The organism is Bradyrhizobium sp. 35 (assembly GCF_023073215.1).
In the GTDB taxonomy this organism is placed as follows: domain Bacteria; phylum Pseudomonadota; class Alphaproteobacteria; order Rhizobiales; family Xanthobacteraceae; genus Bradyrhizobium; species Bradyrhizobium canariense_D.
This window is the reverse complement of record NZ_JADPJC010000053.1, coordinates 103,067-128,729: the sequence shown is the minus strand read 5'-3', so window position 1 is coordinate 128,729 and position 25,663 is coordinate 103,067. Positions and strand designations below refer to the sequence as shown.

The 25,663-nt window shown below is 64.0% G+C and carries 26 protein-coding genes and 2 pseudogenes; 7 read left to right on the top strand and 21 right to left on the bottom strand.

From position 1 onward, the window contains the following. Nucleotides 1–145 precede the first annotated feature (145 nt). Nucleotides 146–742, bottom strand: a complete 597-nt coding sequence (locus tag IVB36_RS10930) for a superoxide dismutase (RefSeq protein ID WP_247391482.1) — start codon at nt 740–742, stop codon at nt 146–148. Nucleotides 743–980: 238 nt separating this feature from the next. Here IVB36_RS10930 and IVB36_RS10925 point away from each other — a divergent pair, with 238 nt between their 5' ends. The 3 genes and pseudogenes from IVB36_RS10925 to IVB36_RS10915 all read left to right on the top strand — a co-directional run. Next, nucleotides 981–1,508, top strand: coding sequence for a GNAT family N-acetyltransferase (locus IVB36_RS10925; RefSeq protein WP_018453309.1), 528 nt, complete (start codon nt 981–983; stop codon nt 1,506–1,508). Between the two features lie 82 nt (nt 1,509–1,590). Further along, nucleotides 1,591–2,976: an MATE family efflux transporter gene (locus IVB36_RS10920; RefSeq protein ID WP_018453308.1), complete on the top strand. Its 1,386-nt coding sequence runs from the start codon at nt 1,591–1,593 to the stop codon at nt 2,974–2,976. A 51-nt stretch (nt 2,977–3,027) separates the two neighbouring features. Next, a pseudogene (locus IVB36_RS10915) lies at nt 3,028–3,099 on the top strand (DUF2147 domain-containing protein); the annotation flags it as partial. Nucleotides 3,100–3,103: 4 nt separating this feature from the next. On the opposite strand, the gene IVB36_RS10910 reads toward IVB36_RS10915, so the two are convergent. Beyond that, complete coding sequence (locus IVB36_RS10910) at nt 3,104–4,243, bottom strand: DUF3095 domain-containing protein (protein ID WP_247391481.1); 1,140 nt, start codon at nt 4,241–4,243, stop codon at nt 3,104–3,106. A gap of 166 nt (nt 4,244–4,409) precedes the next feature. On the opposite strand from IVB36_RS10910, the pseudogene IVB36_RS10905 reads away from it, so the two are divergent. Next, nucleotides 4,410–4,835 (top strand): annotated as a pseudogene (locus IVB36_RS10905) (hypothetical protein). A gap of 4 nt (nt 4,836–4,839) precedes the next feature. Here the strand turns inward: IVB36_RS10905 and IVB36_RS10900 are convergent. The 5 genes from IVB36_RS10900 to IVB36_RS10880 all read right to left on the bottom strand — a co-directional run bounded on the left by IVB36_RS10900 (nt 4,840) and on the right by IVB36_RS10880 (nt 9,465). After that, nucleotides 4,840–5,055, bottom strand: a complete 216-nt coding sequence (locus tag IVB36_RS10900; protein ID WP_026232507.1) for a hypothetical protein — start codon at nt 5,053–5,055, stop codon at nt 4,840–4,842. Between the two features lie 124 nt (nt 5,056–5,179). After that, the gene (locus tag IVB36_RS10895) at nt 5,180–5,902 is read right to left on the bottom strand and encodes an SDR family NAD(P)-dependent oxidoreductase (protein WP_247299310.1); all 723 of its coding nucleotides are present in this window, start codon (nt 5,900–5,902) and stop codon (nt 5,180–5,182) included. Further along, entirely contained in the window at nt 5,895–7,277 is a 1,383-nt protein-coding gene (locus IVB36_RS10890; RefSeq protein WP_018453302.1) for a fatty acid--CoA ligase family protein, read from the bottom strand. Before IVB36_RS10890 ends, IVB36_RS10895 begins: the two co-directional genes overlap by 8 nt. Further along, on the bottom strand, nt 7,264–7,509 hold the full coding sequence (locus IVB36_RS10885) for an acyl carrier protein (protein WP_018453301.1): 246 nt from the start codon (nt 7,507–7,509) through the stop codon (nt 7,264–7,266). The genes IVB36_RS10890 and IVB36_RS10885 overlap by 14 nt, the downstream gene beginning before the upstream one ends. Nucleotides 7,510–7,650: 141 nt before the next feature. Then, the gene (locus IVB36_RS10880) at nt 7,651–9,465 is read right to left on the bottom strand and encodes a long-chain-acyl-CoA synthetase (RefSeq protein WP_247391479.1); all 1,815 of its coding nucleotides are present in this window, start codon (nt 9,463–9,465) and stop codon (nt 7,651–7,653) included. 253 nt (nt 9,466–9,718) lie between these two features. Between IVB36_RS10880 and IVB36_RS10875 the strand changes: the two genes are divergently transcribed. Further along, a complete protein-coding gene (locus IVB36_RS10875) occupies nt 9,719–10,432 on the top strand; it encodes an SGNH/GDSL hydrolase family protein (RefSeq protein WP_018453299.1) in 714 nt (237 codons plus the stop codon). A 44-nt stretch (nt 10,433–10,476) separates the two neighbouring features. Here IVB36_RS10875 and IVB36_RS10870 read toward each other — a convergent pair whose 3' ends face one another. The 6 genes from IVB36_RS10870 to IVB36_RS10845 form a co-directional block, all read right to left on the bottom strand. Then, entirely contained in the window at nt 10,477–10,746 is a 270-nt protein-coding gene (locus IVB36_RS10870) for a DUF3551 domain-containing protein (RefSeq protein WP_007597230.1), read from the bottom strand. A 31-nt stretch (nt 10,747–10,777) separates the two neighbouring features. Next, on the bottom strand, nt 10,778–11,059 hold the full coding sequence (locus IVB36_RS10865) for a DUF3551 domain-containing protein (protein WP_018453298.1): 282 nt from the start codon (nt 11,057–11,059) through the stop codon (nt 10,778–10,780). 137 nt (nt 11,060–11,196) lie between these two features. Beyond that, nucleotides 11,197–13,074, bottom strand: a complete 1,878-nt coding sequence (htpG, locus tag IVB36_RS10860; RefSeq protein WP_247299309.1) for a molecular chaperone HtpG — start codon at nt 13,072–13,074, stop codon at nt 11,197–11,199. 122 nt (nt 13,075–13,196) lie between these two features. Then, nucleotides 13,197–13,610, bottom strand: coding sequence for a hypothetical protein (locus IVB36_RS10855; RefSeq protein ID WP_018453296.1), 414 nt, complete (start codon nt 13,608–13,610; stop codon nt 13,197–13,199). Between the two features lie 262 nt (nt 13,611–13,872). Continuing rightward, the gene (locus tag IVB36_RS10850; RefSeq protein ID WP_026232506.1) at nt 13,873–14,472 is read right to left on the bottom strand and encodes a nuclear transport factor 2 family protein; all 600 of its coding nucleotides are present in this window, start codon (nt 14,470–14,472) and stop codon (nt 13,873–13,875) included. A gap of 162 nt (nt 14,473–14,634) precedes the next feature. After that, nucleotides 14,635–15,441 carry a response regulator gene (locus IVB36_RS10845; protein ID WP_007597237.1) on the bottom strand — a complete coding sequence of 269 codons (807 nt, stop codon included), beginning with the start codon at nt 15,439–15,441 and terminating at the stop codon, nt 14,635–14,637. 221 nt (nt 15,442–15,662) lie between these two features. Between IVB36_RS10845 and IVB36_RS10840 the strand changes: the two genes are divergently transcribed. Both IVB36_RS10840 and IVB36_RS10835 read left to right on the top strand, forming a co-directional pair. Further along, nucleotides 15,663–15,893 (top strand): NepR family anti-sigma factor, encoded by a 231-nt coding sequence (locus IVB36_RS10840; RefSeq protein WP_026232505.1) that lies wholly within the window; start codon nt 15,663–15,665, stop codon nt 15,891–15,893. Continuing rightward, nucleotides 15,893–16,441, top strand: coding sequence for a sigma-70 family RNA polymerase sigma factor (locus IVB36_RS10835; RefSeq protein ID WP_007597240.1), 549 nt, complete (start codon nt 15,893–15,895; stop codon nt 16,439–16,441). Before IVB36_RS10840 ends, IVB36_RS10835 begins: the two co-directional genes overlap by 1 nt. A gap of 105 nt (nt 16,442–16,546) precedes the next feature. Here the strand turns inward: IVB36_RS10835 and IVB36_RS10830 are convergent, their stop codons facing one another. The 8 genes from IVB36_RS10830 to IVB36_RS10795 form a co-directional block, all read right to left on the bottom strand. Beyond that, a complete protein-coding gene (locus tag IVB36_RS10830; RefSeq protein WP_018453292.1) occupies nt 16,547–17,245 on the bottom strand; it encodes a nitroreductase in 699 nt (232 codons plus the stop codon). Between the two features lie 134 nt (nt 17,246–17,379). After that, entirely contained in the window at nt 17,380–18,624 is a 1,245-nt protein-coding gene (locus IVB36_RS10825; RefSeq protein WP_247369047.1) for an acyl-CoA dehydrogenase, read from the bottom strand. Between the two features lie 136 nt (nt 18,625–18,760). Beyond that, nucleotides 18,761–20,008: an acyl-CoA dehydrogenase gene (locus IVB36_RS10820; RefSeq protein WP_018453290.1), complete on the bottom strand. Its 1,248-nt coding sequence runs from the start codon at nt 20,006–20,008 to the stop codon at nt 18,761–18,763. A 15-nt stretch (nt 20,009–20,023) separates the two neighbouring features. Then, nucleotides 20,024–21,151 carry an acyl-CoA dehydrogenase family protein gene (locus IVB36_RS10815; RefSeq protein WP_018453289.1) on the bottom strand — a complete coding sequence of 376 codons (1,128 nt, stop codon included), beginning with the start codon at nt 21,149–21,151 and terminating at the stop codon, nt 20,024–20,026. A gap of 27 nt (nt 21,152–21,178) precedes the next feature. After that, on the bottom strand, nt 21,179–23,050 hold the full coding sequence (locus tag IVB36_RS10810; RefSeq protein ID WP_018453288.1) for an AMP-binding protein: 1,872 nt from the start codon (nt 23,048–23,050) through the stop codon (nt 21,179–21,181). A 43-nt stretch (nt 23,051–23,093) separates the two neighbouring features. Continuing rightward, nucleotides 23,094–23,900 carry an enoyl-CoA hydratase/isomerase family protein gene (locus IVB36_RS10805; protein ID WP_026232504.1) on the bottom strand — a complete coding sequence of 269 codons (807 nt, stop codon included), beginning with the start codon at nt 23,898–23,900 and terminating at the stop codon, nt 23,094–23,096. A 200-nt stretch (nt 23,901–24,100) separates the two neighbouring features. Next, the gene (locus tag IVB36_RS10800; protein WP_018453286.1) at nt 24,101–24,859 is read right to left on the bottom strand and encodes an SDR family NAD(P)-dependent oxidoreductase; all 759 of its coding nucleotides are present in this window, start codon (nt 24,857–24,859) and stop codon (nt 24,101–24,103) included. A 67-nt stretch (nt 24,860–24,926) separates the two neighbouring features. Then, nucleotides 24,927–25,529, bottom strand: coding sequence for a TetR family transcriptional regulator (locus IVB36_RS10795; protein WP_018453285.1), 603 nt, complete (start codon nt 25,527–25,529; stop codon nt 24,927–24,929). Nucleotides 25,530–25,663: the final 134 nt, after the last annotated feature.

The window sequence follows — 25,663 nt, the reverse complement described above, 5'->3', positions numbered from 1 at the left end:
ATGCGCACCTCGCGCAGGGCCATGCGAGGCGAAGTGCGAATTCCGCACAACAAAAAGGCGGCCGCGCCTCGACCGCCTTTCAATTCCGTCATTCCGGAGCGGCAAAGCCGGCCCCGGAATGCGTGAAGCCCAGGCCTCGTCGAACTCAGGCCTTGTCGAACAGCGACTCGACGTATTCCCAGTTCACGAGGTTCTCGACAAACGCCTTCAGATAGTCGGGACGGCGGTTGCGGTAGTCGATGTAGTAGGAGTGCTCCCAGACGTCGCAGCCGAGGATCGGGGTGGCGCCGTGCACCAGCGGATTCTCGCCGTTCGGGGTCTTGGAAATCTCGAGCTTGCCGTTCTTGACCTGGAGCCAGCACCAGCCGGAGCCGAACTGGCCGACGCCGGCCGCCTGGAAGTCCGTCCTGAACTTCTCGAAGCCGCCGAGGTCCTCGTTGATCTTCTTCTCGATCTTGCCCGGCAGCTTGGTGCCGCCGCCATTGGGCTTCATCCAGCTCCAGAAATGGATGTGGTTGTAGTGCTGGCCGGCATTGTTGAACACCGCGGGGTTCTTGCCGAACGAGCCCTTGACGATCTCCTCAAGGGACTTGCCTTCCCATTCGGTGCCCTTGAGCGCGTTGTTGCCGTTGGTGACATAGGCCTGATGATGCTTGTCGTGGTGGAATTCGAGCGTTTCCTTCGACATGAATTGTCCGAGGGCGTCATAGGCGTAGGGGAGTGGGGGCAGCGTAAAGGTCATGGGTGTTGTCCGCGACTGATGGGGGAACGAGACTTAACGGTCACCCCTTATAGAAGGTTCCGCGGCTGTTAAATACCGTGAATTTTCCAAAAGGCATGGTGCGGCGGCTTGGCCGGATTGCATAAAATCGTCGCAAGGATGTAGGGCGTTTCAACCAGGCCATAAAATATCATTGCCTTTGAGGTGCTTATGGCAGAACGAAACGCACCGACGGCGCGGAGATGCGAAGGTGAGAGCGATGAGCATCGAGATCGACATTTTGAACGGCGACGCCTCCTGGCGGATGGCGGAGCCACTGCACCAGGCGGTCTTCGGACCTGATATCGTCGCGAAGCAGCCCTGGGCTCACGTCAAATGGGCCAATGCCGACCTGCGCGTCCTCATCGAGACGCCCGAGGATGGTCTCGTCTGCCACGTCGGCATCTACTTCCGCACCGTCACTTGGAATGGGCAGAAGGTTCACATCGGCGGCATCGGCGGCGTCTGCACGCGGGAGGATCGGCGCGGCCGCGGCTATGCGACCATGGCGATCGATGCCGCGGTGCATACCATGCGCGCCAACGAGGCGGTCCGCTTCGCGCTGCTGTTCTGCGAGCCGCACAATGTCGCGTTCTACGAAGCCCGCAGCTGGCTCCCCTTCAAGGGCGAGGTCTATTGCGAGCAGCCGGAGGGGCGGATCCGCTTCACTCACATGGCGCCCTATGTCTGCAACATCGTCAGCGCGCCGACACTCGGCACTATCGACCTCTGCGGCCTGCCCTGGTGAGCCCTGCGTGAGGCGCGGCTGGTGCCGGGGCTGCCCGCCATATAATATGTCGATCATCATCCAATATTCCGCGCGGTGACACATGACGATCGACGCCTCGATAGACGCCGTGCCGCTGCCTGCCCCGGTCGCCTCCCCCATCGCCGGCTTGCTGACGGCCCCGATCCTGCCGACGCTGCTGCGGCTCGCGATCCCCAACATGATCGCGATGGTGGGCAGCACGCTGGTCGCGGTCGCCGAGACCTCCTATATCGGCCGGCTCGGCACCATTCCGCTCGCCGCGATCGCGCTGGTGTTCCCATTCGCCATGCTGACGCAGATGATGAGCGCAGGCGCGATGGGCGGCGGCGTCTCGTCTGCGATCAGCCGCGCGCTCGGCGCAGGCGACCGGAACCGTGCGGCGACGCTGGCGCTGCATGCCGCCATCATCGGCCTCTGCGGCGGGCTTTTCTTCACGGTGACGATGCTCGTCTTCGGCCGCTCGTTCTTCGCGCTGCTGGGCGGGCGCGAGCGTGTGCTCGAGGAAGCCAGCGGCTATTCGCAAATGCTGTTCTCCGGCGCGGTCGCGATCTGGCTCGTCAACACGTTGGCGTCGGTGATCCGCGGCACCGGCGACATGCGTCTGCCCTCGATGGCGCTGATCGGGACGAGCGTGCTCCAGATCGCGCTCGGCGGCACGCTGGGGCTCGGCCTGTTCGGCGTGCCGCAATTCGGCATGCCCGGAGTGGCCGCCGGTCAGTTGATCGCATTCACCTGCGCTGCGATCTTCTTCCTCTGGTACCTCTGGTCCGGCCGCAGCCGGCTGCCGCTGGATTTCGGCGCCTTCCATTTCGATCGCGCGTTGTTCTTCGACATCCTCAAGGTCGGCGCGGTCGCCTGCCTGTCGCCGCTCCAGACCGTGCTCACCATTTTGATCTTCACCAAGATCCTGGCGACCTTCGGCACCGAGATGCTCGCCGGTTACGGCATCGGCTCGCGACTGGAATTCTTGCTGATCCCGATCACCTTCGCCTTCGGCATCGCATCGGTGCCGATGGTCGGCATGGCGATGGGCGCCGGACAGGTGAAGCGCGCGCGGCGCGTGGCCTGGACCGCGGCCGGGGCCTCGGGACTTACCGTCGGCCTGATCGGCCTCATCATCGCGCTCGATCCATCCCTGTGGGTTTCGCTCTTCACCAGGGATCCCGGCGTTGCCGCCGCCGCGCACAGCTACTTCCACTGGGCAGGCCCAACCTTCGTGTTCTTCGGCGTGGGCGTGTCGCTGTATTTCTCCTCGCAAGGCGCGGCGCGGGTCGGCGGTGCCGTGCTCGCCTCCACCGCACGGCTTCTGATCGTCGCGATCGGCGGCGGCGGCCTCATGATGGTGCAGGCTCCGGCCTGGACCCTGTTCGCGCTGGTCGGCGGCGCCATGGCGGTATTCGGGCTGTCGACCGCGGCCTCGGTCGCCTTCGTGCGCTGGGTCAAATAAGCGCAGGTCATTGCACGCAGGCAAATAAACGCGGGAATGTGATTCCATCCGGATTCGCTGCGGGTCGAAGGCTGCGTCGGCGCGCTCTGCGGCGGCGAAACCTGGACGCGGGCGGGGCGCTAGCGCTTCACGCCGTCATCGCCTTCAGCGCCGTCGCCGCCGAGGCGTAGCCGCCCCGCGCGCCGTCGATAAAATGGACGTGATCGCTGCGCAACGCCGACGGGGTGAAGCAGGTCATCATCGCAGCGTCCTGCTGATAGAGGCCGTAACGCACGATGCCGTCGCGCGCGGCAATCGCGAGGCGATCGCTGAGGGCGCGTTCGAGCTCCGGCGTACAGTCGAGGATCATGCGCAGGCCGTCGTCATATTTTCGGAAGTCGGAGTTCTCCACGACCTGCAGTGTATAGAGCTTCGGCACGAAGCCGCCGACCTTGAGATCGAAGCGCATGATCAGATAGACGAAAAGGGTGTAGGCCAGCACGCTGGCGCGGCGTGCGAGCAACGGACCTCCGCGCTTGGTGCGCGCCTCATATTCCAGCCCTTGCGGCGGCCATGTCAGCGGCGGCCCTTGTGGCGGCACGGGACGACCGGCATCCGGGCTGCGCTCGACGAGATGGATGATGTCCTCGATCACGTTGCGGAATGCCGAGGGATCGGCGCCTTGGGCCGGCATGACCAGCACGGACAGGATCAGGCCGCGCGCAGCCGGAATCACCTCGAAGCGGCAGGACAGGCCGGAGAGATCGGGCTGCGTCCCCGCGGGCGCTTCGGTGATCGCAAACTCGCCGCGCTTCATCGCTGCGTCCGCCCAGGCGAGCCCGCCGCCAGAAAACATCGCATAGGACAAATTGGCCGACGGTCCGAAGCGCGCGACGCGCACGTCTAGGCCATGCGCGCGAATGGCGCTCACCGGCACCAGCGCGACGCGCATCCGCAAGTCGAGATCTTCCCGCACCCAGGTCGCGGTCGCAGCCAAAGCCTCGCGGGCCAGTTCGAGATCATTAGGCGCGACCGCAAAACTCGCGCCGTCGCCGCCGAACACGAAGGGAAATTCGCGTCCCTCCAATGCATTCGTCACGGCTGCGATCACGGCGGCACCGGCCATGTTCACCGCCTTGTAGCGCTGCGCCGCGATGGCCTTGGTCGAATCCACGATGTCGGCAACGCCGACGCTCCAGTCGTCGGGCAGCGGCGAATACAAAGCGGGGTCCATCAGACTGGTGAAGCCGCGAAAGACCGGAATGCCGCTATAGAACGCTGATGTCATCGGATGATGCCGGATGGTTGGGACGCACGTCCAAAGGGACATACGTAGAAGAATCGATTCGGTTCGCCAGGCGCGCGCCCTTGCAACCATTGGCCGAAATGGACCCGGACAACAAGATGAGGGCGCACTGCAATGCCACAGAAGGTCATTAAACGGTTGACCGTAAATGGCGTCTAGTCTCGATGATCTGACATGGTTGCGCGGGAACATCGACGTGTCCGACTTCGACAGGAAGGACTCCATCGCTCCGGCAAGCCGGCGCACTGGGCGTGATCCGATCAGCGCGGTGAAGACGCCGGAAAGCCTGACCGCGGCCGTGGATAGCTGGGCCGAAACCCATCACCTGTAGCGCTCGGAAGCCATCGGTAAGCTGGTCGAGCTCGGCCTGAAGGTCGCGCCCCCGGCACTCCCGCCAGGGCACCCGCTCGCTTCGGATGCCACCAGGATCGAAGAGCTTGCGGTGCGTGAACTCGAGGGACTGCTCGATCCTGCGCTGTCTGAAGACGAACGCGAGCGCCGGATCCGCCGCCTGACCGAGGGCCCGCCGGAGTTCTCACACGAACGGATTGACCTGCCGAAGCATCGGACCTGAATGTCTAGTGCAGCTTCTCGCCCACGCGCTTGCGTAGCGCGGAGGCGGGAACGTCATGGCAGCCGACAAGACGCACGAATTTCTGCGGATACATTTCGTAACCGTGGTCACCGGAATTTTGGTGAGACATCGGCTCGCAGTGAACGGGCTCGCAGTGAACGTCGCTTTGCTCTGCGCAAGATGGCTTTACCGACGCCTTGTCCGGGCTCGAAGCGGTCATGGACTGCTCCCTATCGATTAGGGCAGATCGATTGACGTAACCCAATCGATTGCGCGGGATCTTACGACCAAATCCGGACGATGTCATTGCGCCGGATCAATGCAATTGTGGCGATGAGTTCCACCTACGCCGTGTTGCCCGCGTCGACCGTAAACACGGTACCCGTCACATTGCGACCGCCCTCTCCCAGCAAATACTCCACCATCCGCGCGACGTCGTCGGTCTCCGGCAGGCGGCGCAGCGCGCTGCGGCCGGCGATGCGCTTGCGGCTGTCGTCAGACAGGTTGTGCGTCAGCTCGGTGTCGATGAAACCGGGCGCGATCGCGTTCACGGTGATGCCGAGCTTGCCGACCTCGCGCGCGAGCGAACGGGTGAAGCCGGTGGCGGCGGCCTTGGTCGCACCGTAAACCGAGAGGCCATTATAGCCGGTCGTCGCGATAATCGAGGAGATGTTGATGATGCGGCCGGCGCCGTCGGCCATCATCTGGCGCGCGACATATTTGGTGAGAATGATCGGCGACAGCACGTTGAGCTGCACCAGCGCCTCGATCTCGGAATTGTGCATGGTCGCGAGCAAGCCTTCGGTGCCGAGGCCGGCATTGTTGACGAGGCCGTAGATCGGGCCGAATTCATCGCGCACGAGTTTTGCGTAGGCGGGGATCGCGTCGATCACGGCGAGGTCGCAAGCGCGAAAATGCAGGCGCCCCTCCGACCCGGCAATCGCCGCCTTGAGCTCGTCGCTCTCGCGCCGCGCCGCCGCGATCACGTTGTAGCCGCCATTAACAAGCCGCTGGCCGATCGCAAGGCCGATACCGCGGCTACCGCCGGTGACGAGAACATTATGCATCGGTGCGCGCCAGTTTGCCGGCCGGGGTGACGTCGAGCGCCTCGACGAAGCGGATCACCGCCGGCACCTTGTGGGAGGCGAGCTGAGCGCGGCACTGATCCAGAATCTGGTCGCGGATCTCTTTCGCGCGCGCCGGATCGGTGCCGTCGGCGAGGATCACGTCGGCGACGACGATGCCGCCGGTGATCGGGCTCTTGCGTGACTTCGCCCGCGACATCCGCACATCGAGATGACGGTTGATCACCGCCTCGATCTCTTCGGGGTGAACCTTCAGCCCACCGATATTGATGATGCCGCCGCGGCGGCCAACGAAATAGTAGCGGTCGCCGCGCAATTCGACGATATCGCCGCTATCGACATACCCGTCTGCATCGGTGAGCGCAGCCGCGTCGCGGCCGATATAGGCGTGCGCCGTGCGCGTCGAACGGATACGTAGCGAGCCGTCGACGACCTTCATTTCGACGCCGTTGCGGTTGCCGAGGTAGTCCGCCGGAAAGCCTTCCAGCCCGTCATTGACGGCAAAGCCGACGCCGGCCTCGGTTGACGCATAGGCATGGCCGACGGAGGAATTCGGGAACGCCGCTTTCAGGCCGTCCAGCACCGCCTGGTCGGCGATCTCGCCGGAGAGGCGGACATAGCGCGGCGCGAACTGCGCGGCCGAGCCGCTCATCAACAGCTTGCGCCAGTGCGAGGGCGTGCCGGAGATGTGGGAGACGCCCCGCGCGTTCAGCCGCGTGACGTGATCGGCGAGCGCCTCATGCGGATCGGACAGCACCATCGAGCCGCCCGAGAGGACGGCGCGGAGGAATATCTGCAGGCCGCCATAGCGGCGGATGTCGTAGAACGTCGCCCATACCGGCGCGGGTCCGCGCGCCGGGCCTTCGGCGACGATGGCGCCGGTGAGTGCTTCCAGCGTATGGCCGACGATTTTCGGCACGCCCGACGTGCCCGAGGTGAGCATCAGCCATTCCGTGGCGCGTTCGGTCCTGGCCGGCGCTGTGGCTTGAAGCGGCAGTTGTGCGGTGACGACCAGCGGCACGCCAGTCTCGGCCCAGCGATCGGGCTCGTCGGTGACAACGGCATCGATCCCGGCATTCGCCATCAGCGCGTCGAGATGCGCCGGGTTGAGATCCGGCGGGCACAGCAGCATGCGGCGGGCAATACCGTCGAGCTCGATCATGGCAAGACCCGATCGGAGCTGGTCGGACAATTTCAGCAGCACCGCGCGGCCGGACAGCTCGCCCAGGCGGCCACCCAGGACCGTCTGCGACAGGATATCCGTCAACGACACGACATCGTGCGCGTCCGACAGCGTGCGGCCGGTCAGCTCCGCGCCGAGATGGTCGCGGAGCGCAAAGATCTCACGCGGGGACATTTTCGTAGGCCCGCACGAAATCGCCCACGGTGGCGGGGAACGCTGCGTCCTCGGAAATGGTGAAAGGGTCGACGCCGGTCTCGTCCTCGAGGCGCGCCACCAGGATGGCGAAGGCGAGCGAGTCGAAGCCCGTCTCGTGCAGGGACAGCTCGTCCGAGAGTGCGGGAAGCGCGACGTGCTGCTCTTTGGCGATCTGCTGGATCGCTTCAATGACCTTAGACCGTACCGACATGGCTGGCTCGCTTCTGTTGTCGTTCGTGTTGCGGCGGTTCTTGATGACCGCCACCCTTGCCCGTTTGTTTACCCGACAGAAGTAAATGGCTTCTTGGACAATTCGGATAAAATTGGACCTATCTGGCGGATTTTCGCGCGGCTAGAGCCGGATCGTACCCTGGTTGATTTGCGCATACGTCTCCGCGTCCAGCGCGACATAGGCGCCGGTCTTCGGGTCCAGCATGAACAGCGGATCGGAGACCGCGCCGGGATCAAATCCCTCGCGCGCGAGCTCGCCCTTCTTCTGCTTGAACGTCTCGGTCGCATCGAGCTCGCGCGAGATGCGTATGAAGACGGGATGAGCATAGGCGGGCAGGCGCTGTGCGAGATGGGCGGGCAGTGCCTCGACGGCGAAGCCTTCGTTCACCACGATCGCACTCATGCCGGCGCGGCCGTCGGTGCCGGGAATGCCGACGCCGTAGGTGGTGGCGTCGATCACGCCAGTGAAACCCCGCATGGCGTCGTTGACCTCCGAAGTCGCGACGTTCTCGCCCTTCCAGCGAAAGGTGTCGCCGATGCGGTCGACGAAGTGGAAGAAGCCCTTCTCGTCGAGCCGCATCAGGTCGCCGGTGCGGAACCAGGAATCGCCCTTGGCAATGACATCGCGCAGGATCTTCTTCTCGGTCTCGCTCGCCTCGGTGTAGCCCTCGAAGCGGCCGCCGCCCTCATCCGCCGTGCCGATGCGGCCTATGGCTTCGCCGGCCTCGCCGCGCGCGCAGGGGATACAAAACCCCTCCGCATTGCGCAGCGGGGCGCCGTTATCGGGCTCGAGCTTGACGAGACCGGCAGGGAAACGATGCGCAAGCAACGGCGGAACGCGGCCGATCGCGCCGGGCTGGCCCTCGACGTTGAACAGCGAGAAATTGCCTTCCGTCGCCGCGTAGAATTCGAGGATGCGCGGAATGGCGAAACGCGCCTGAAAATCGTCCCAGATGTCACCGCGTAGGCCGTTGCCGCAGACGAGCCGCAGGCGATGCCGGTTCTCGTATTCCGACGGCGGCGCCTTGAGCAGATAGCGGCAGAGCTCGCCGATATACTGGAACAGCGTACAGTCGTGGCGCACGATGTCGGGCCAGAAATTCGAGGCTGAGAATTTATCTGCGATCACAACCGAGCCCCCGGCAGCGAGCATGCTGCATGGTGCCACGATGCCGCCAACCGAGTGGAACAGCGGCAGGCAATCGTAGAGCCGGTCCTGCGGCGTCGCGCCGGTGAGGCCGGCGAACCAAAAGCCCCAATTGAGGATGCGGCGGTGGCTGATGCTTGCGGCTTTCGGCAGGCCGGTCGTCCCGGACGTGTAGATCAGCAGGGCCCGGTCGTCGATGGTGACGTCACCACGCTCGTCCGGCGAAAGCGGCCGGTCATCGAGGGCGTCGAGCGCGACATCGATCGGACGCTCGCTGCGGGCATCGCCGTGGGTCCAGACCTTTGCTTCCGTCTTCAAGTGCGGCAACGCGCCGGACAGCTCCGCTGCAAGCTCATGCGCAACAATGATGTGAGCGGGCTTTGCGACTCCGACGCAATGCGCGAGCGAGTGCCCGACGAGCTTGGTGTTGATCAGCGCGACCACGCCGCCGACGCGGCTGATGCCGAGCCAGGCCGCGACATAATCGATGCCGTTCGGCATGATCAGCGCGACAGTGCCGCCCTTGGCCACACCGGCCGAGCGCGCCCAGCGCGCATAACGATTGATGCGTTTCGAAAGTCCCTCATAGTCGAGGCTCGCGTCATCGGTGGTCAGCGCAACGCGATCTGGCTGGCGCTGCGCCCAATCGTCGACGACATCGGCGAACAGCCGGCCCGGCAACGTCTCGATCCGTGCGGTGAGCTCGATCGCCTTCAGCCAGATTTTCGAAGCCGAAGGTGCGCGCGCGGCTTTCGGTTGCTCGATGACGCCGGTTGTCATGCCGTTCATTCTTTACGTGTCTGCGGGTTTCCGGCAGCTTAGCTCGCACGCCCTGCCCAGATGTTAAGAGACAAGGTAAAACCGGGTTAGTGCACGATTAACTCTAGTGATCCTTTACCAAACCGGAGGCGATCGAGGTGCGCCGCCTGGCAGTTCTTGCAATAGCAAAGCCAGTTGTCGGGGCGTGAGGCTAGGCGGCTCCGGGCAAACGGGTTAGTCTTTTTGACCCTGCATTGTCCCGGTTGCGAAAGGGAGACGACCTGTGGCTCTCGGCTCGTCTGAATTTCCCGTCCAGGCCGCGCCGTTCGAGCAGCCGCTGACCAATTTTGCCAATGGCCTGAGGCGCGGACAGGTCAAGGTGGTCGCGATCGGCTCGTCGACCACGGCGGGCGAAGGAGGCATCGCGCCCTATCCGCAACGATTGCTGGCGGACCTTCGGAGCATATTTCCGAAGCCCGGGATCGATGTCATCAACCGGGGCGTCGGCGGCGAAGAGGCTCCCAAGGAGCTTTTGCGGTTCAAGCACGACGTCTTCGACCAGAAGCCGGATCTCGTGATCTGGCAGGTCGGCACCAATGCGGTGTGGCAATCGGCCGATCAGAATCCACCGACCTTCGACGAAACCAGGAGGGCCATCGCTGACGGCGTCGATCAGCTGCTTGTGGACGGAGGGATCGACGTCATCCTAATGGATCTGCAATATGTGCCGGCGGTGCTGACGCCGGCCAAGGCCGACAAGGCGAACGCGATGGTCGCAGCGATCAGCGAGATCGCGCATGCAAAGCGGGTCAACGTCTTTCGCCGCTTCGCGCTGATGAAGGGCTGGCACGACGTTGCAAGAATTTCGTTCGACCGCATGGTCGACCCGGGCGACGACAGCAGGCTGCACGCAAGCGACTGGACCACGGACAAGATGACCTGGCAGTTGACCGACGCGATCGTCACCGCGGCCAACGAGGCGCCCCACGGCAGCTAGCCCTGCATACTCCGTCTGATTGACGGCCGAACGGGCGGTGAGCCCTAGCCGCCTCGCTGATGGCGCAAGCGCTGCGGCGGTGCGTTGAACGGATAATACGGATTGAGATCGCAGCTGGCGGAGCGGCCGGAAGCCGTAGCTCGGCACTGCGGCACTGAGGTGAAGGAGCAATCGTACCACTCCCCGCCACCGCCGTTTGCACCGGAATAGACGTGCATGCAGACGGGATAGCGCGGATCGAAGGTCTGTGCATGCGACGGCGCGGCCGTGAGCAGGGCACCGACGGTCATGATCAGGCCGAACAAGCGATGCATGAAAATTCCCCCTGAAGGCCGTTGCGGATCGCTAGTGCACGTTCTTGTGGCGCCGGCGCGGCGGCGGCGGGGGTTGGTCGAACGCATAGTAGGGATTGACGTCGCAGCTTGCCGAGCGGCCCGAGGCCGTGGCGCGGCACTGCGGCAGCGAGGTGAAGGAGCAATCGAAATAATCGCCACCGCCCCCGCCAAAACTACCGGGCGTATAGACGTGCATGCACACCGGGTAACGCGGATCGTAGGTCTGGGCGCTGGCATCTGCCGCCACGAACAGCGTGGCAATTGCGGTCAGGGTCAGGATCGGCAAACGCATGGAGAAATCCTCGAATCTGTCATGTCGGCCATGTCGGCGGCCCGGATGCCGGCCACCTCGTATGGCATAACACCATGGCAGAGGCGACCGTTCCTGCGCGCAGATGACGGCAAGGTGAGTGCGGTGCACTGCGCCCGCTACGCGCCGAGCCCTTGCAACACCAGCCGGTTCAACCTTGCCGCAAACGCCGCAGGGTCCTCCGGCAGCTCGCCGTCTAGGATCTGCGCCTGTTCGAGCAGGAGCAGGCTGAGATCGTCAACCATCTTGGAGCCGGCCTGAGCCTTCGTGATCGCCGTCACCAGCGGATGGCGCAGGTTGATCTCAAGGATCGGCTTGGTGCGCATGCCACGGTTCTGCTGAGACAGGATGCGCTCGAGCTCGCGGCTCGGGCCCTGGCTGTCGGCGACGAGGCAGGACGCGGAGCTGGTAAGACGCGTCGAGGCCTTGACGTCGCTGACGCGCTCGCCGAGCGCGGCCTTGATCACCGCGATGGTGGCGGCCTCGTCGGCGGGCGGCTCGTCCTTTTTCGCCTCGTCGGCTTCGTCGACGCGCGGGATCAGGTCGAGATTGAGATCGCCTTGGCTCAGCGACTTCAGCGGCTTGCCGTCAAACTCCGAGGGCATCGAGGTCCAGAAGGCGTCGACGGGATCGGACAGCAGCAGAACTTCGATGCCGCGCGCAGTCGCCGCCTCGAGCCGGGGGTTCGACTTCAGCCGGTCGATGCTGTCGCCGACGAGATAATAGATCTCGGTCTGGTTCGGCTTGAAACCGGCGACGACGTCCTTGAGCGAGCGCTTCTCGCCCGAGGTCGTGGTGAAACGCGACAGCGCGAGCAGCTTTTCTCGGCGTTCGAAATCCTCGTAGATGCCTTCCTTCAGCACCGCGCCGAAGGCCTCCCAGATCTTCGCGAAGTTCTCCGGATCCTTCTCCGCCAGGCTTTCGAGCTCGGACAGCACGCGGGTCGCCACGGCCTTGCGGATCTGCGCGAGCTGCGGATTGTTCTGAAGCATCTCGCGGGAAATGTTGAGCGGGAGATCCTCGCTGTCGACGACGCCGCGGATGAAGCGGAGATAGCCCGGCAGCAGATCGGCATCGTCAGTGATGAACACGCGGCGGACATAGAGCTTGACGCGCCCCTTGCGGTTCGGTTCGAACAGGTCGAACGGCTTCGTCGAGGGCGCGAACAGCAGCACGGCGTAGGAGTAACGTCCCTCCGCGCGATAATGCAGCGTCATCGCGGGATCGTCGAAGGCGGAGGCGATCTGCTGATAGGCCTTCTTGTAGTCTTCCGGCGTGAGCTCGGATTTCGAGCGCTGCCACAGCGCGCTCGCAGAATTGATCTGACGCGGTTCGCCCCCTTCAGGCACGAGCTCGATGGGGAAGAGGATGTTGTCGGAATAAGCGCCGACGATACGTTCGATCTCGTAAGCTTCGAGATATTTCTTCGCATCGTCCTTGAGATGCAGGACGATCTCGGTGCCGCGCTGCACGCGGCCCGCATCCTCCTCGCTGGCACGCGCGATCTCGAAGCCCGAGCCGCCCGAGGACGTCCAGGTCCAGACGTCGCTCTCGCCGGCGCGGCGGCTCACCACGACGATCTTGTCGGCTACCATGAAGGCGGAATAGAAGCCGACGCCGAACTGGCCGATCAGGCCGAGACCATCCTTGGCCTCCTTGAGCTTCGATACGAAGGCCTTGGTGCCCGAGCGGGCGATGGTGCCGAGGTGGTCGATCAGCTCCTGCCGCTCCATGCCAATGCCATTGTCGGCGATCGCAAGCGTTCCGGCCGTCTTGTTCGGAATGATCCGGATCTTGAGCGCGTCGCCTTCGCCCAGCAGCGCCGGATTCGCGATGGCCTCATAGCGCAGCTTGTCGCAGGCGTCAGAGGCATTGGAGACGAGCTCGCGCAGGAAGATATCGGTCTCGGAATAGACGGAATGCACCATCAGGTGCAGAAGCTCGGAAACCTCGGCCTGGAAGGGCTGCGTATGCACAGCCGTGTCTGACGTCGTCATGCGTTTACCCGGTCAATCCAAAGAGGAAGAAACCCGGGATATAACGCGAGGGGGCAGGGGATCAAGTAGACGTCAGCAATCGCCCTCCGGGCGGAGGGCGACTTGTCCGTGGCCAAAGCCGATCAAGTCACACAGCGGCCGGGTTGGAGCAGCTTTGCGACCTCGGTCAGGGAGCTGACCATCGGCTCGCAGGCGATCGTCGGCTTTTTGCGGCTCTGCTTCTGGTCCGGGAGCAACACCGGCGGCTTGGCGTTGCCGGTCTCGATCACCGCGGGGACCCGCAGCAGCACCGACGTGTCGGCCAGATCGTTCAGCCGCATCGACACGGTGCGGGTCGGAACCTCAGCCTGCTTGATGTCGGCCAGCCGGTCCGCTTTGCTGGAGCGATTGACGTTATGGCCCGGCTTGTCAGCGACCGCCTGCCAGCGGTCGGCCGGATCATGGCCGGAGGCCAGCTGCACGGCGCCGACCTGGACGGCGCCAAGCGTCGCGGCGATCGCGACGGCGCCTAAAAATACCTTTTGAATCTGTGACATGGCTGTCGGTCCCTCGCCCCATGGCGATCGCGGGAACAACGCGAGGAGAGGACCCAGAGTTCTCAGGCGTTAAGATCACTTAACCGTGTGCGAAAAGGCAGGGTGCGAAAAGGATGGCCCCACGAAAAATTTTGCAACCCCCTGGAACGACTTTCAGGGACGGGAGTCGTATCAACAGCCGGCTATTCCCCCCTGCCCCATAAGCCGGCGACGTAGGGCGCGACTGTGGTGATGCCAGTCGCGCCTTACTTTTGTCTGGCGTTCAGTTCGCCTTCCCCGCAAGCCACTCCCGCCCCTCCGCATAGAGCTTCTCAACCTCGGGCCCGGTGAGGCCTGGCATGTCGCGCTTGACCTTGTAGCCGATCAGCTCCTGCATGTAGGCGAGGTGGCGGTAGCCTTCGGGCAGCGCGGCAAGGGCTTTCTGGTCGAGCTGAAGCGTCGCGGAGGGATCAACCGGGTCGATCCGGTCCTTCTCGTAGATCGGCTGGCGGCGGACGATGCCCCATTTTCCCTGCCGCTTCTCCAGGAAATCGTAGAAGCGCCCGGTGCAGACGACGTCGCAGGGCACGTCGTGCACCGGTGCGCGCTGCGAGATGGTCATCTTGGTCTGCGCGATGGCGCGCGCCCCCTCGAGATCGATGCTGCAGCCACCGAGGAAATGCAGGATGCGCACGCCCTTGGCGAACCCCTCCTGGCTGACCCGCATGAAATCCCGCGCCGGCCCCTGAAACCAGGTGGCGGACATCCAGCCTTCCTCGTGCCAGACGGTGGCAAAACGCTCCCAATCGCCGGCATCGCGCCACACCGCCCAGTTCTCGACGAGGTCGCGGATGGCGAGGCGATCGAGGAGTTGCTGGTCCATGAACACGTCTCCGATGGCACCGCGGCTGCAACGGCCGCTGCGCGAGGTATGAGCGGCGAATTCGATGGCCGTCAAGCGTGACAACCGGATCAACAAAAATCCGGCGCACCTTGCGGCACGCCGGATCGGATTTCGTCAAAATGCCGGGCGCTGGCGCCTTCGTTACGCCGCCGGTACCTTCGGCGCGCGGTTGCGGGAGTTGCGCTGGAAGAACAGCGCCTGGCTCGCCACCGCCGACACCATCGCCGGCTGGAACGGTTTCGAGATCAGGAAGGCCGGCTCCGGTCGCTCGCCGGTGAGGAAGCGCTCGGGGTATGCGGTGATGAACACCACCGGCACTTCGAAGGTGCGGAGCAGCTCGTTGACGGCGTCGAGGCCCGACGAGCCGTCGGCGAGCTGGATGTCGGCGAGGATCAGGCCCGGTCGCTTGTTCTTTGCCAGCGCGACCGCATCGGCGTGGGTGCGGGCGACGCCGACGACATTGTGGCCGAGGTTCTTCACCAGGCTCTCGAGATCCATGGCGATGAAGGTCTCATCCTCGATGATCAGCACGTCAGTGGCGATCTCGGCTGCCATCTCACGCCCTGCGGCATCCGCAAGCCGGCGCGTCTCACCGACGTCGGTGCCGAGAATGTAGCCGACCTCTTCTTCCGAAAATCCCTCGAGCGAGAGCAGCAGGAAGGCTTGCCGCGGCAAGGGCGTGATGTTGGACAGCCGCCGCTCCGGCGGCATCGGCAGGTTCGTCACCTCGGAATCGTCGTTGACGGAAACGGAATTCCAGATTTGGGTGAACAGCCGGAACAGGCCGGCGCGCGGCCCGTGGCTCTCGTCGAGCACCGACGGATCTCCCAGCATGGCTTCCAACATGGCTGCGACATAGGCGTCACCGGAGGACTGGCTGCCCGTCAGGGCGCGTGCGTACCGGCGCAACAACGGCAAGTGTTCAGCAACGAGCTGTGAACGGGACATCCCCACTCCATATCATCTTCGGGCCGACCTTGACGTGCAGGCGTTAGGCGGGGGGCCCGGGTTCCCCTGCTGGGCTGATTACGCCTCAGACCAAGAAAAGTTCCGCATGGGGGCGGAACTTTTTCTCGCAGCTCGCATTGAGCCTATCCAGGGAACGGCTCCCGGTTGAGAGAACTTCTCGATTTTACAGCTACTTAACTCGGGGAAACGTGGAACAGGTCATGAAAGATCTCAAGTCTCAAGCCAGCAAAAGCACGACCCCCGGCAAGGGAGGGCTCACTCCGGAGATCCAGTCCCGGATCGGGCACCAGCTGCGCGCCATGTACGACGACGTGGTGCGGCAGGGGGTTCCGGACCGGTTCGCGGAACTGATCAAGAAACTTGATGCGCCGGGAGCGACCCCCCAAGTGGAAAATGGTGGCGGCTCTAACGACAACAATGGGAGGGATTGATGCCTCTCACGGATTCCCTGCGTAACGACATCCTGGCGGCCGTGCCCAGTCTGCGCGCGTTTGCCATCTCGCTCAGCGGCAATGCGGACCGCGCCGACGATTTGGTCCAGGAGACGCTGTTGCGGGCGCTCGCCAACATCGACTCGTTCCAGCCCGGCTCCAATCTGCCGGCATGGCTGTTCACGATCCTGCGCAACCTGTTCCGCTCCGACTATCGCAAGCGGCGGCGGGAAGTCGAGGATGCCGAAGGCAATTATGCTAAGACGCTGAAGACGCAGCCCTCGCAGAACGCCCATCTTGAGTTCGAGGAATTCCGCACGGCGCTCGACAAGCTTCCGCAGGACCAGCGTGAAGCGCTGATCCTCGTCGGCGCCTCCGGCTTCTCCTATGAGGACGCGGCTTCGATCTGCGGCTGCGCAGTCGGCACGATCAAGAGCCGCGTCAACCGTGCGCGCTCCAAGCTCGCGGCGCTGCTCTATGTCGACGGCGCCGAGGATTTCGGGCCCGACGAGACCATTCGCGCCGTGATCGGCGGCAGCGGCGGCTGACGGCCGGCGTCAATCGAACTGAGACCGCGATGAAGGCGGCCGCATCCGCGGCCGTCTTTTCGCGCGAACGGGATCACGTCCAATACGAAGCGTGCATCGCCTCGATCACTCGTCCACGAAGGTCACGGTCTCGGCCAGGCTCGCACGCGACGTCCGGTAGCTGTTGACCTTGTGGGCATTGTCGGCATAGCCGAACGAGATACCGCAAACGATGCGGCGATCATCAGGCAAATTGAAATGGCGGCGGATCAGGCCGGAGTGGCGCGCGAGCGCCGCCTGCGGAATTGTGCCGAGCCCGAGCGCCTGCGCGACCAGCATGAAGTTCGAGACATAGGCGCCGCAATCGATCGCACCGTAGATGCCGAGCGGCTCGTCGGTATGGATGATGGCCACATGCGGCGCGCCGAAGAAATTGTAGTTCTCCAGCGCCTGCTTGGCATAGGCCATCTTGTCTCCGCGCGCGATGCCGAGCGTGTTGTAGAGCTGAAAACCGCTCTCGCGGCGGCGTTCGAGATAAGCGCCGAGATATTCGCGCGGCGGCGTGAAATCATAGTCGTCCCCGAGCCCGCCCGAAGCCTCCTTGTAGATCAGCTTGCGGAAACGCTCCTTGGCCTCGCCGCTGGCGATGACGACCTGCCAGGGCTGGCTGTTGCACCAGGACGCCGTGCGCTGGGCGGTGGTCAGCACGTGCTCGATCGTCGCGCGATCGACTTCCTTGGCCAGGAAGGCGCGCACCGAGTAGCGCTCGTTGAGCAGCTCTTCGAGCACGCCGATGCGGTTGTTATGATTGACTGCAGCGTCCATTGCTTAAGCTCGCTTTCGTGCCCCGGACGCGACGCAGCACGAAGTGATGCGGCGCTGAGGCGGGGCCCATTGTGGCCTGTCTATTATGGCTCTTGGGTCCCGGCTCGCGCTTCGCGCGTCCGGGACACGAGATGTCAACGCCCCTTGGTCGGAATCTTGTTGTACGGCACGTCCTTGTCCACGCGGATGTCGCCCGGCAATCCCAGCACGCGCTCGGCGATGATGTTGCGCAAGATCTCGTCGGTGCCGCCCGCGATGCGCATCGAAGGCGAGGACAGCAGCATCTGCTGGAACTGGCCCTGCACGGTCTCCTCGTCCGTGCCGGTGAGAACGCCGGCCGCGCCCTGGAGGTCCATGGCATAGGTTGCGATGTCCTGTAGCATCATGCCGGAGACGAGCTTGCCGATCGAATTTTCCGGTCCCGGCCGCTCGCCCTTGGACAGCGCCGAGATCGCGCGGTAGCTGGTGTATTTCAGCCCGCTCGACTTCACCGCCCAGCTCGCGAGTTTTGAGCGCACGGCGGGATCGTCGATGGCGGGGCCATCCTCCAGCATCAGGTTGGAGCAGAACTCGAACATCTCCGGGACGCCGGTCGCAAGCCGCGAGCCGATCGACATGCGCTCGTTCATCAGCGTGGTCAGCGACACGCTCCAGCCCTCGCCGATGGCGCCAAGACGCTGGCTGTCGGGAATGACGACGTCGGTGAAATAGACCTCGTTGAACTCCTGCATGCCGTTGGCCTGCTTGATCGGGCGCACCTCGACGCCGGGGCTCTTCATGTCCAGGAAGAACATGGTGAGACCTTTGTGCTTGGGCACATTGGGATCGGTGCGCGCGATCAAAAGTCCGTAGTCGGAATAGTGCGCACCCGAGGTCCAGATCTTCTGGCCGTTGACGACCCAATTGTCGCCCTTCTTCTCCGCGCGCGTGCGCAAGCCCGCGACGTCAGAGCCCGCTGATGGCTCGGAGAACAGCTGGCACCAGATCTCCTCGCCCGCGGCCAGCTTCGGCAAATGGCGCCGCTTGGCCTCCTCGCTGCCAAAAGCCATCACGGTTGGCCCGCACATGCCCTCGCCGATCTGGAACGGCTGCGTCAGCTTGCCATAGACGCCTTCCTCCTGCTGCCAGATCACGCGCTCGATCGGCGTCGCACCGCGGCCGCCATATTCCTTGGGCCAATGCAGGCAGGCCCAATTGCCTTCGGCCTTCTTCTTCTGCCAGGCCTTGCCGACATCGACGATGTCGTGGTTGGCCAGCCGGATGCGGCCGAGCGAGGATTTTGACAGCTCAGCCAAAAACTCCTTCGGCGCGTTGGCCTCAACCCATTTGCGCGCGGTCTCGCGGAAGGCGGCTTCCTGCGGGGTGTCGTCGAAATTCATGGCGGACCTCTTCGTTCTTGCTCTGTCTTAGTCCCTCATGGTGAGTGGCGCGCAGCGCCGCCTCGACCCACGAGGCCCCCGTTGGGCCTGCATCCTTCGAGACGCCGCGCTCCGCGGCTCCTCAGGATGAGGATCATCAGCCTCTTCCCTTCGTCAGGATCCTGTTGAACGGCACGTCCTTGTCGACACGGATGTCGCCGGGCAGGCCCAGCACCCGCTCGGCGATGATGTTGCGCATGATCTCGTCAGTGCCGCCTTCGACACGGGTTCCCGGCGCGCGCAGCAGCATCGCCTGGAAGCGGCCGGCGAGTTCGGAATCTTCGGCACCGCTGATCACACCGGCAGCGCCTTGCAGATCCAGCGCATAGGTCGCGACATCCTGGATCATGGAGCCCGCGACCAGCTTGCCAATGGAGTTCTCCGGTCCCGGACGCTCGCCCTTCGACAGCGCCGAGATCGCGCGCATGCTGGTGTATTTCAGTCCGCTCGCTTTCGCCGCCCAGCTCGCCAGCTTCGCGCGCACCGCGCGGTCCTCGATTGCCGGGCCATCGTCCAGCATCAGGCTGGAGCAATATTCGAACAGCTCGGGGAAGCCGGTCGAGACGGCCGCGCCGATCGCGCTGCGCTCGTTCATCAGCGTGGTCAGCGAGACGTTCCAGCCGTCACCGACCTCGCCGAGGCGCTGGTGATCGGGAATGCGGACGTTGGTGAAATAGACTTCGTTGAAGTCGGAAGCGCCGCTCGCCTGCTTGATCGGCCGCACCTCGACGCCAGGGCTCTTCATGTCCAGGAAGAACATGGTAAGGCCCTTGTGCTTGGGCACGGTCGGATCGGTGCGGGTGAGCAGAATGCCGTAATCGGAATAGTGCGCGCCCGACGTCCAGATCTTCTGGCCGTTGATCACCCAGTCATCGCCATCCTTCTCGGCGCGCGTGCGTAGGCCCGCAACGTCGGAGCCGCCGGCGGGCTCGGAGAACAGCTGGCACCAGACCTTTTCGCCGGAGGCGAGTGGCGGCAAATAGGCGCGCTTATGCTCCTCGCGCGCGAACGCCATCATGGTCGGCCCGCACATGCCGTGGCCGATGATGAACATGCGGGATAGCTGGCCGAACGGCCCTTCTTCCTGCTGCCAGATCACACGTTCGATCGGCGACGAACCGCGGCCACCATACTCCTTCGGCCAATGCAGGCAGGCCCAGCCGGCATCTGCCTTCTTCTTCTGCCAGGCCTTTGCCACTTCCAGAATGTTGGCGTTCTTCAATTGCGTGCGGCCGAGCGAGGACTTGCGAAGCTCCTCCTCGTACTGCTTGGGCGCATTTGCCGCGATCCAGGCGCGAGCCGTGGCGCGAAATTCGGCTTCTTGCAGAGTGTCGTCGAAGTTCATGACGTTGCCTTTCGCCTACGCCGCGTTCTTCTTGCGCATGCGGTCGATCAACTGGTCTTCCCAATAGGACAGGCTGCCGAGCCCGAGCGCCATCGCGTTGGCGCGGCGGTAGTACATGTGGCAGTCGAACTCCCAGGTGAAACCCATGCCGCCGTGAACCTGGATGTTGTTCTTGGCGCAGTGCTGGAACGCCTGCGTCGCGCTGATGCGGGCCGCGGCGGCGGCTTCCGGCAGCTCCGCGGCGTTGGTCGAGAGCGCCCAGGCGCCGTAATAGCTGTTGGAACGCGCCAGCGTTGCCGACACGTACATGTCCGCCAGCATGTGCTTGACGGCCTGGAACGAGCCGATCTGTCGCCCGAAGGCGATGCGGTCGAGCGCGTAGTCGCGGCCCATCTCCAGCGCGCGGTCGGAGCCGCCCACCTGCTCGAATGCGCAGAGCACCGCAGCGCGATCGAGCACTTGAGTCAAGATGCTCCAGCCTTCGCCGGCCGCGCCCAGGGGCTCGGCCTTGCAATCCCTGAAAGTGATCTCCGCCTGCCCGCGGGTCGGATCGAGATTGGTCAGGCTTTTCACCTCGACTCCGCCGGCCCTGAGATCGACAATGAACAAGGAGATGTCGCCGTCGCGTCCGCTCGATCCCGTGCGTGCCGCCACCACCGCGAAGTCGGCGATCGTACCATCGGCGACCGGCTTCTTGACCCCGTTGAGCACGCCATTCGCAGCCGTGAGCTTGACGTTCTTCGGTGACGGATTGCCCTTGCCCTCGAACAGCGCCAGCGTGCCGATCGCCTCGCCCGAGGCAATGGCCGGCAACCATTTTTTCTTCTGCGCGTCACTGCCCGCGATCAGCAGCGCTTCGGCAGCCAGGTAAACAGTCGAGGAGAACGGCACCGGTGCGTTCGCCCGGCCCATCTCTTCGGCGATCACGCAAAGTTCGAGATGACCGGCGCCGGCGCCACCAAAATCCTCGGGAATGGCGACGCCGAGAAAACCCATCTCGGCGAGGCCTTTCCACAGCTCCTTGTCGTACGGCACCTTGCCGTCGAGGACTGCGCGCACTGCCTTGGGTGGGCACTTCTCGGTGAGGAATTTGCGCGCCTGATCGCGGAGCTGCTTCTGGTCGTCGGAGAAATCGAAATTCATGGCGCGTATCCGTGTTGCTGATGTCGATTACTTGAGAATGATGACGTCCTGGTCAGGCTTGTCAGCATAGAGCCGCCCCACCAGCGCGGCACGACGTTCCAGGCCGGCGCGCTGGTTGATGTAGCCCTTGTCGGTGAGCTCGTTGCCGTCGATCGAAGGCGGTTCCGCCATCAGCATGGCGCGCGCGATGATGCGGCTGCTGGCGCCTTCGCACTCCCGGTTGTGAGCTTCCAGCCCGCGCCTGAAGCAAGCGATCACCTCGGGATGCGTCACTGCATCCTCGAAGCTGAGATCAGGCTTGCCGACGAGTTGACGGCAGGCATGCAGGTTCGGCCAGGCCAGCAAGCCGATGAAGGCGCGATCCTGCCCCGCGACCAGGGCATCATGCACGACGGGCGTCGCGGCGGCGATCGCATCGGTGCGCAGCGAGCCGACATGGACGAAGGTGCCGGTGGTCAGCTTGAAATCTTCGACCACCCGGCCGGCAAAGATGATGCCCTTCACCGGATCGGTGTCGTCGACGAAGATTCCGGCGTCGCCGATGCAATAAAAACCTTCCTCGTCGAACATCTTCTTCGTCAGGTCAGGCTGGCCGAAATAGCCCGGCGTGACGTTGACGCCGCGCAGACGCAGCTCGTATTTCGAGCCGAACGGCACCATCTTCAACTCGACGCCGGGGAACGGCAGGCCGATCAGGCCGACGCGCTCGGTGTCCCAATAGGTACCGGTCGATGTCGGCGCGGTCTCGGTCGAGCCCCAGCCGGTGTAGAACACGATGCGCTCGCCGGTGGTCTTCACGGCGAGAGCCTGCATGCGGTCGTAGAGGTCATCAGGCAGCCGCGCGCCGCCATAGGCCATGATCGAGAGATTCTTGAAGAAGGAGCGGCACAGCGCCTCGTCCTTCTCCATGGCGGCGGCGAGCGCGGCATAGCCGGCGGGGACGTTGGCGTAATAGGTCGGCGAGATCTCGCGCAGATTCCGGAGAGTCTCCTCGAACTGCCCCGGCATCGGACGGCCGTCATCGATATAGAGCGTGCCGCCATCGACCAGGATCGGGTGGAACGCCGCATTGCCGCCCATGGTGTGGTTCCAGGGCATCCAGTCCAGCATGGTCGAGATCGGACCGCCGGGATCGCGTGGCCGCACCTGCATCATCATGGCCGCATTGGCGCACATCATCGCTTGCGTGTTGATGACGGCCTTGGGCATGCCGGTCGAGCCTGACGTGAACAGCAGTTTGCCGACGGTCTCAGGCGTGATCTTCGCGATCGACGCTTCGACATCGGCAGTCACAGCTGTCGCCGCGAGCTCGGCAAAACTGACGCTCTCGATGCCATCGCAGGGCCGCAAGACGTGAACGATGGTGACGCCGGTGAGATCGAGCGCTTTCAGCGCCTTCTCGAAGGTCGGGCCGTCCTGCACCATCACCACGCCGGGCTTGATCAGGTCGAACAGGTATTTCAGCTTGACGTGATCATGGCTCATCAAGGAGTAGGCCGGCGAGACCGGCGCGGCCGGCACGCGCGCCTGCATCGCGGCCTGCGTCATCAGCGCGTGCTCGATCGAATTGCCGGAGAGGATTGTGACCGGGCGGCCGTCGAGCGCAAGGTTAAGCAGGCCTTGCGTCAGCGCATCCACGATGCGCTTGGCTTCGCCATAGGACAATTTGCGCCATTCGCGGTTCGGGCCACCGCGCTGGGCAAGCCAGATCCGCTCTGGCGCTTCCTTCGCCCATTTTGCCAGCGAAGCCGGAATATGCTTCTCGTAGGTCTGCAGCGGGATGCGCGACTTCAGCACCACCGTGCCGTCGTCGCGGCGCTCGACGTCGATGTCGCGCCCAAGCCACTTGACCTTGCGAAAGGCGGGTTTCGTCATCACCGCCGCCGCGCTTCCACTCATAGTGCGTCTCCCGGAATTTCTCGTCCTTTACGGATCTTCATTGTCAGCGCCTGATATAGACAGGCTTTCGCTTCTCAAGGAAGGCCCTGATGCCTTCCGAAAATTCCTCGGAGCGGCTGCACAGGACCTGGTTGCGATCCTCCATCGCGATTACGGCTTCCAGCGATCCGGCATCGACGCTCATGTTGAGACATTCTTTGGACAGGCGTAGGCCCACGGGCGAGGCCGTGATCATCGCGTCGACATAGGGTTCGGCGGCCTCATCGAGCTTGTCCTCGTCGACGACCTCGGAGACCAGCCCGACCGCGAGCGCCCGCTCGGCGCCGATGAAGCGTCCCGTGAGGATCAGCTCCGATGCCACGGTGACACCGACAAGGCGTGGAAGAAAATAACTGGTGCCAATGTCGCAGCCGCCAAGGCCGAGCTTGATGAAGGCGCAGTTCATCCGCGCCGATCTCGTCGCAATGCGGATGTCGGAGGCGAGCGCCAGCGCAAAGCCGCCGCCGGCCGCCGCGCCCTGTACCAGCGCGAGGATCGGCTGCGGACAGCGCCGCATCAGCATCACGATGTCGGCGATGCGCCGCTGCGAATCCAGCGACTCGGTGACATCAGGCGGCTCCTGCTGGCCGGCACGGCGCGCCATCGCCGCCTTGAGGTCGAGGCCCGCACAGAAATTCTTGCCGGCGCCCTTCAACACCACGACGCGCGTGTCGCGGTTGCGCTGAAGGCCTTGGAAGTAGACGTTGAGCGCGTCGATCAACGCAGGATCGAGCGCGTTGAGGTGTTCAGGACGATTGAGCGTCACGGTGTCGACGCCGTCATTGTGCTCGATCAGCAGCGGTTGGGACATGCGCGCGACTTCCTTCATCCGCAACGATGGTGCCGATTACTGCGCCCTCTCCCTTGTGGGAGAGGGCATGTACGTCACGCGCCGCGCATTCGCTCGGGTGAGGGGTCTGCCTCCACAGGTGAGATCGTGGAGAGAACCCCTCATCCGGCGCGCTCAGGAGCGCGCCACCTTCTCCCACAAGGGGAGAAGGAAAAAGAGCTCTACCGCGGCGCCATGCGGATCGCGCCGTCGAGGCGAATGGTTTCGCCATTGAGCATTGGGTTCTCGACGATGTGCACGGCCAGCGACCCGTATTCATTGGCGTCGCCGAGACGCGCAGGATGCGGCACCTGGGCACCGAGGCTCTTGCGGGCCTCTTCGTTCAAGCCCATCAGCAGCGGCGTCAGGAATAGCCCGGGGGCGATGGTGTTGACGCGGATCTTCTGGCTCGCGAGGTCGCGCGCGGCCGGCAGCGTGAGACCGACGACGCCGCCCTTCGACGCTGCATAGGCGATCTGGCCGATCTGGCCTTCGTAAGCCGCGACCGAAGCAGTGTTGACGATGACGCCGCGCTCTTCACCGACCGGCTCGATCGTGACCAAGCGCTCGGCGAACAGACGCAGGCAGTTGAACGTGCCGATCAAATTGACGTTGATGATGCGCGCGAACTTTTCCAGCGGGTAGACTCCATCGCGGCCGACGATGCGCTGCGAGCCGCCGATGCCGGCGCAGTTCATCAGCACGCGCGCGACGCCGTGCGCGGCTTCCGCATTGGCGATCGCCGCCTTGATCTGCTCCTCGCTGGTGACGTCGGCATGAAGCGCGATGCCCTTCACTTCGGCGGCGACCTTCTCGGCGTTTTCCTTGCTCTGGTCGATCACGCCGATCTTGGCGCCCTTGGCGGCCATGGCGCGGGCGGTCGCGGCACCAAGGCCCGACCCGCCGCCGGTGATGAGAACGGCTACGTCTTTCAACTGCATCGCTTGTACCTTTCCTCGAACCTTTTCCTTGGGCGTTTCTTCTCTAGACTTCTGCGTTCTGGCCGGATCATCCGGCCGCGGCGGCTTCCTCGATATTCGTGAGAATGCCGCCGCAGATCAGCGTTTCCATGTGCTTGATATATTGCCGGCAGACGTCGTCGGTGACCGGGCCGACGCCGGTCGCGCGTGACATCGCGTGCCGGCCGAAGAACAAATGATCGCAGGCGCCGATCAGGCTGGTGTAGAACAGCACGGGATCGGTGGCGCGGAATTCGCCCTGACTGACACCTTCGGCGAGCAGGCGGCGATGGAAATCCAGCAGCGGTGCGACGAAGAATTTCGAGACTTCGTCCGCGGAGCCCGCGACGCTCTCGTGCAGCAGATAGTGAATCAACCGGTTCATGTAGGGAAACCGGTGATAGGCGCGGATGATGCCGCCGATGTGCAGCTTCAGCTTCGCGGTCGGCGTGATCGGCTGCGCCAGCAGATATTCCAGGTTGGACAGTTCCGTTCCTGCGTCGCGCTCGAGCAGCGCCAGCAGCAGGCCGTCCTTGTTGCCGAAGTGATATTTGACCAGCGCGGCGTTGGCGCCGGACTTCTGGGCGATGTCGCTCAGGGAAATCTCGATCGAGGAGCGTTCGATCATCAGCTCGCTCGCGGCCACGAGCAATTTCTCTGCCGTGGAATTCTTTCCGCTGGGGAGCCTGTTCGGTACGCTGGTAGTCACGGAGATCCCTGATTTTGGCGGAAGAGCGGCCGCAGATAAGCCCAAGCAGCGCCTCCCCACAAGAGTTAATTGATCGA

Bases quoted from the DNA above. Each gene is read 5' to 3' on its own strand.
- IVB36_RS10930 (WP_247391482.1), bottom strand. From the start codon at position 742: ATGACCTTTACGCTGCCCCCACTCCCCTACGCCTATGACGCCCTCGGA.
- IVB36_RS10925 (WP_018453309.1), top strand. From the start codon at position 981: ATGAGCATCGAGATCGACATTTTGAACGGCGACGCCTCCTGGCGGATG.
- IVB36_RS10920 (WP_018453308.1), top strand. From the start codon at position 1,591: ATGACGATCGACGCCTCGATAGACGCCGTGCCGCTGCCTGCCCCGGTC.
- IVB36_RS10910 (WP_247391481.1), bottom strand. From the start codon at position 4,243: ATGACATCAGCGTTCTATAGCGGCATTCCGGTCTTTCGCGGCTTCACC.
- IVB36_RS10900 (WP_026232507.1), bottom strand. From the start codon at position 5,055: ATGACCGCTTCGAGCCCGGACAAGGCGTCGGTAAAGCCATCTTGCGCA.
- IVB36_RS10895 (WP_247299310.1), bottom strand. From the start codon at position 5,902: ATGCATAATGTTCTCGTCACCGGCGGTAGCCGCGGTATCGGCCTTGCG.
- IVB36_RS10890 (WP_018453302.1), bottom strand. From the start codon at position 7,277: ATGTCCCCGCGTGAGATCTTTGCGCTCCGCGACCATCTCGGCGCGGAG.
- IVB36_RS10885 (WP_018453301.1), bottom strand. From the start codon at position 7,509: ATGTCGGTACGGTCTAAGGTCATTGAAGCGATCCAGCAGATCGCCAAA.
- IVB36_RS10880 (WP_247391479.1), bottom strand. From the start codon at position 9,465: ATGAACGGCATGACAACCGGCGTCATCGAGCAACCGAAAGCCGCGCGC.
- IVB36_RS10870 (WP_007597230.1), bottom strand. From the start codon at position 10,746: ATGCATCGCTTGTTCGGCCTGATCATGACCGTCGGTGCCCTGCTCACG.
- IVB36_RS10865 (WP_018453298.1), bottom strand. From the start codon at position 11,059: ATGCGTTTGCCGATCCTGACCCTGACCGCAATTGCCACGCTGTTCGTG.
- htpG (WP_247299309.1), bottom strand. From the start codon at position 13,074: ATGACGACGTCAGACACGGCTGTGCATACGCAGCCCTTCCAGGCCGAG.
- IVB36_RS10855 (WP_018453296.1), bottom strand. From the start codon at position 13,610: ATGTCACAGATTCAAAAGGTATTTTTAGGCGCCGTCGCGATCGCCGCG.
- IVB36_RS10850 (WP_026232506.1), bottom strand. From the start codon at position 14,472: ATGGACCAGCAACTCCTCGATCGCCTCGCCATCCGCGACCTCGTCGAG.
- IVB36_RS10845 (WP_007597237.1), bottom strand. From the start codon at position 15,441: ATGTCCCGTTCACAGCTCGTTGCTGAACACTTGCCGTTGTTGCGCCGG.
- IVB36_RS10840 (WP_026232505.1), top strand. From the start codon at position 15,663: ATGAAAGATCTCAAGTCTCAAGCCAGCAAAAGCACGACCCCCGGCAAG.
- IVB36_RS10835 (WP_007597240.1), top strand. From the start codon at position 15,893: ATGCCTCTCACGGATTCCCTGCGTAACGACATCCTGGCGGCCGTGCCC.
- IVB36_RS10830 (WP_018453292.1), bottom strand. From the start codon at position 17,245: ATGGACGCTGCAGTCAATCATAACAACCGCATCGGCGTGCTCGAAGAG.
- IVB36_RS10825 (WP_247369047.1), bottom strand. From the start codon at position 18,624: ATGAATTTCGACGACACCCCGCAGGAAGCCGCCTTCCGCGAGACCGCG.
- IVB36_RS10820 (WP_018453290.1), bottom strand. From the start codon at position 20,008: ATGAACTTCGACGACACTCTGCAAGAAGCCGAATTTCGCGCCACGGCT.
- IVB36_RS10815 (WP_018453289.1), bottom strand. From the start codon at position 21,151: ATGAATTTCGATTTCTCCGACGACCAGAAGCAGCTCCGCGATCAGGCG.
- IVB36_RS10810 (WP_018453288.1), bottom strand. From the start codon at position 23,050: ATGAGTGGAAGCGCGGCGGCGGTGATGACGAAACCCGCCTTTCGCAAG.
- IVB36_RS10805 (WP_026232504.1), bottom strand. From the start codon at position 23,900: ATGTCCCAACCGCTGCTGATCGAGCACAATGACGGCGTCGACACCGTG.
- IVB36_RS10800 (WP_018453286.1), bottom strand. From the start codon at position 24,859: ATGCAGTTGAAAGACGTAGCCGTTCTCATCACCGGCGGCGGGTCGGGC.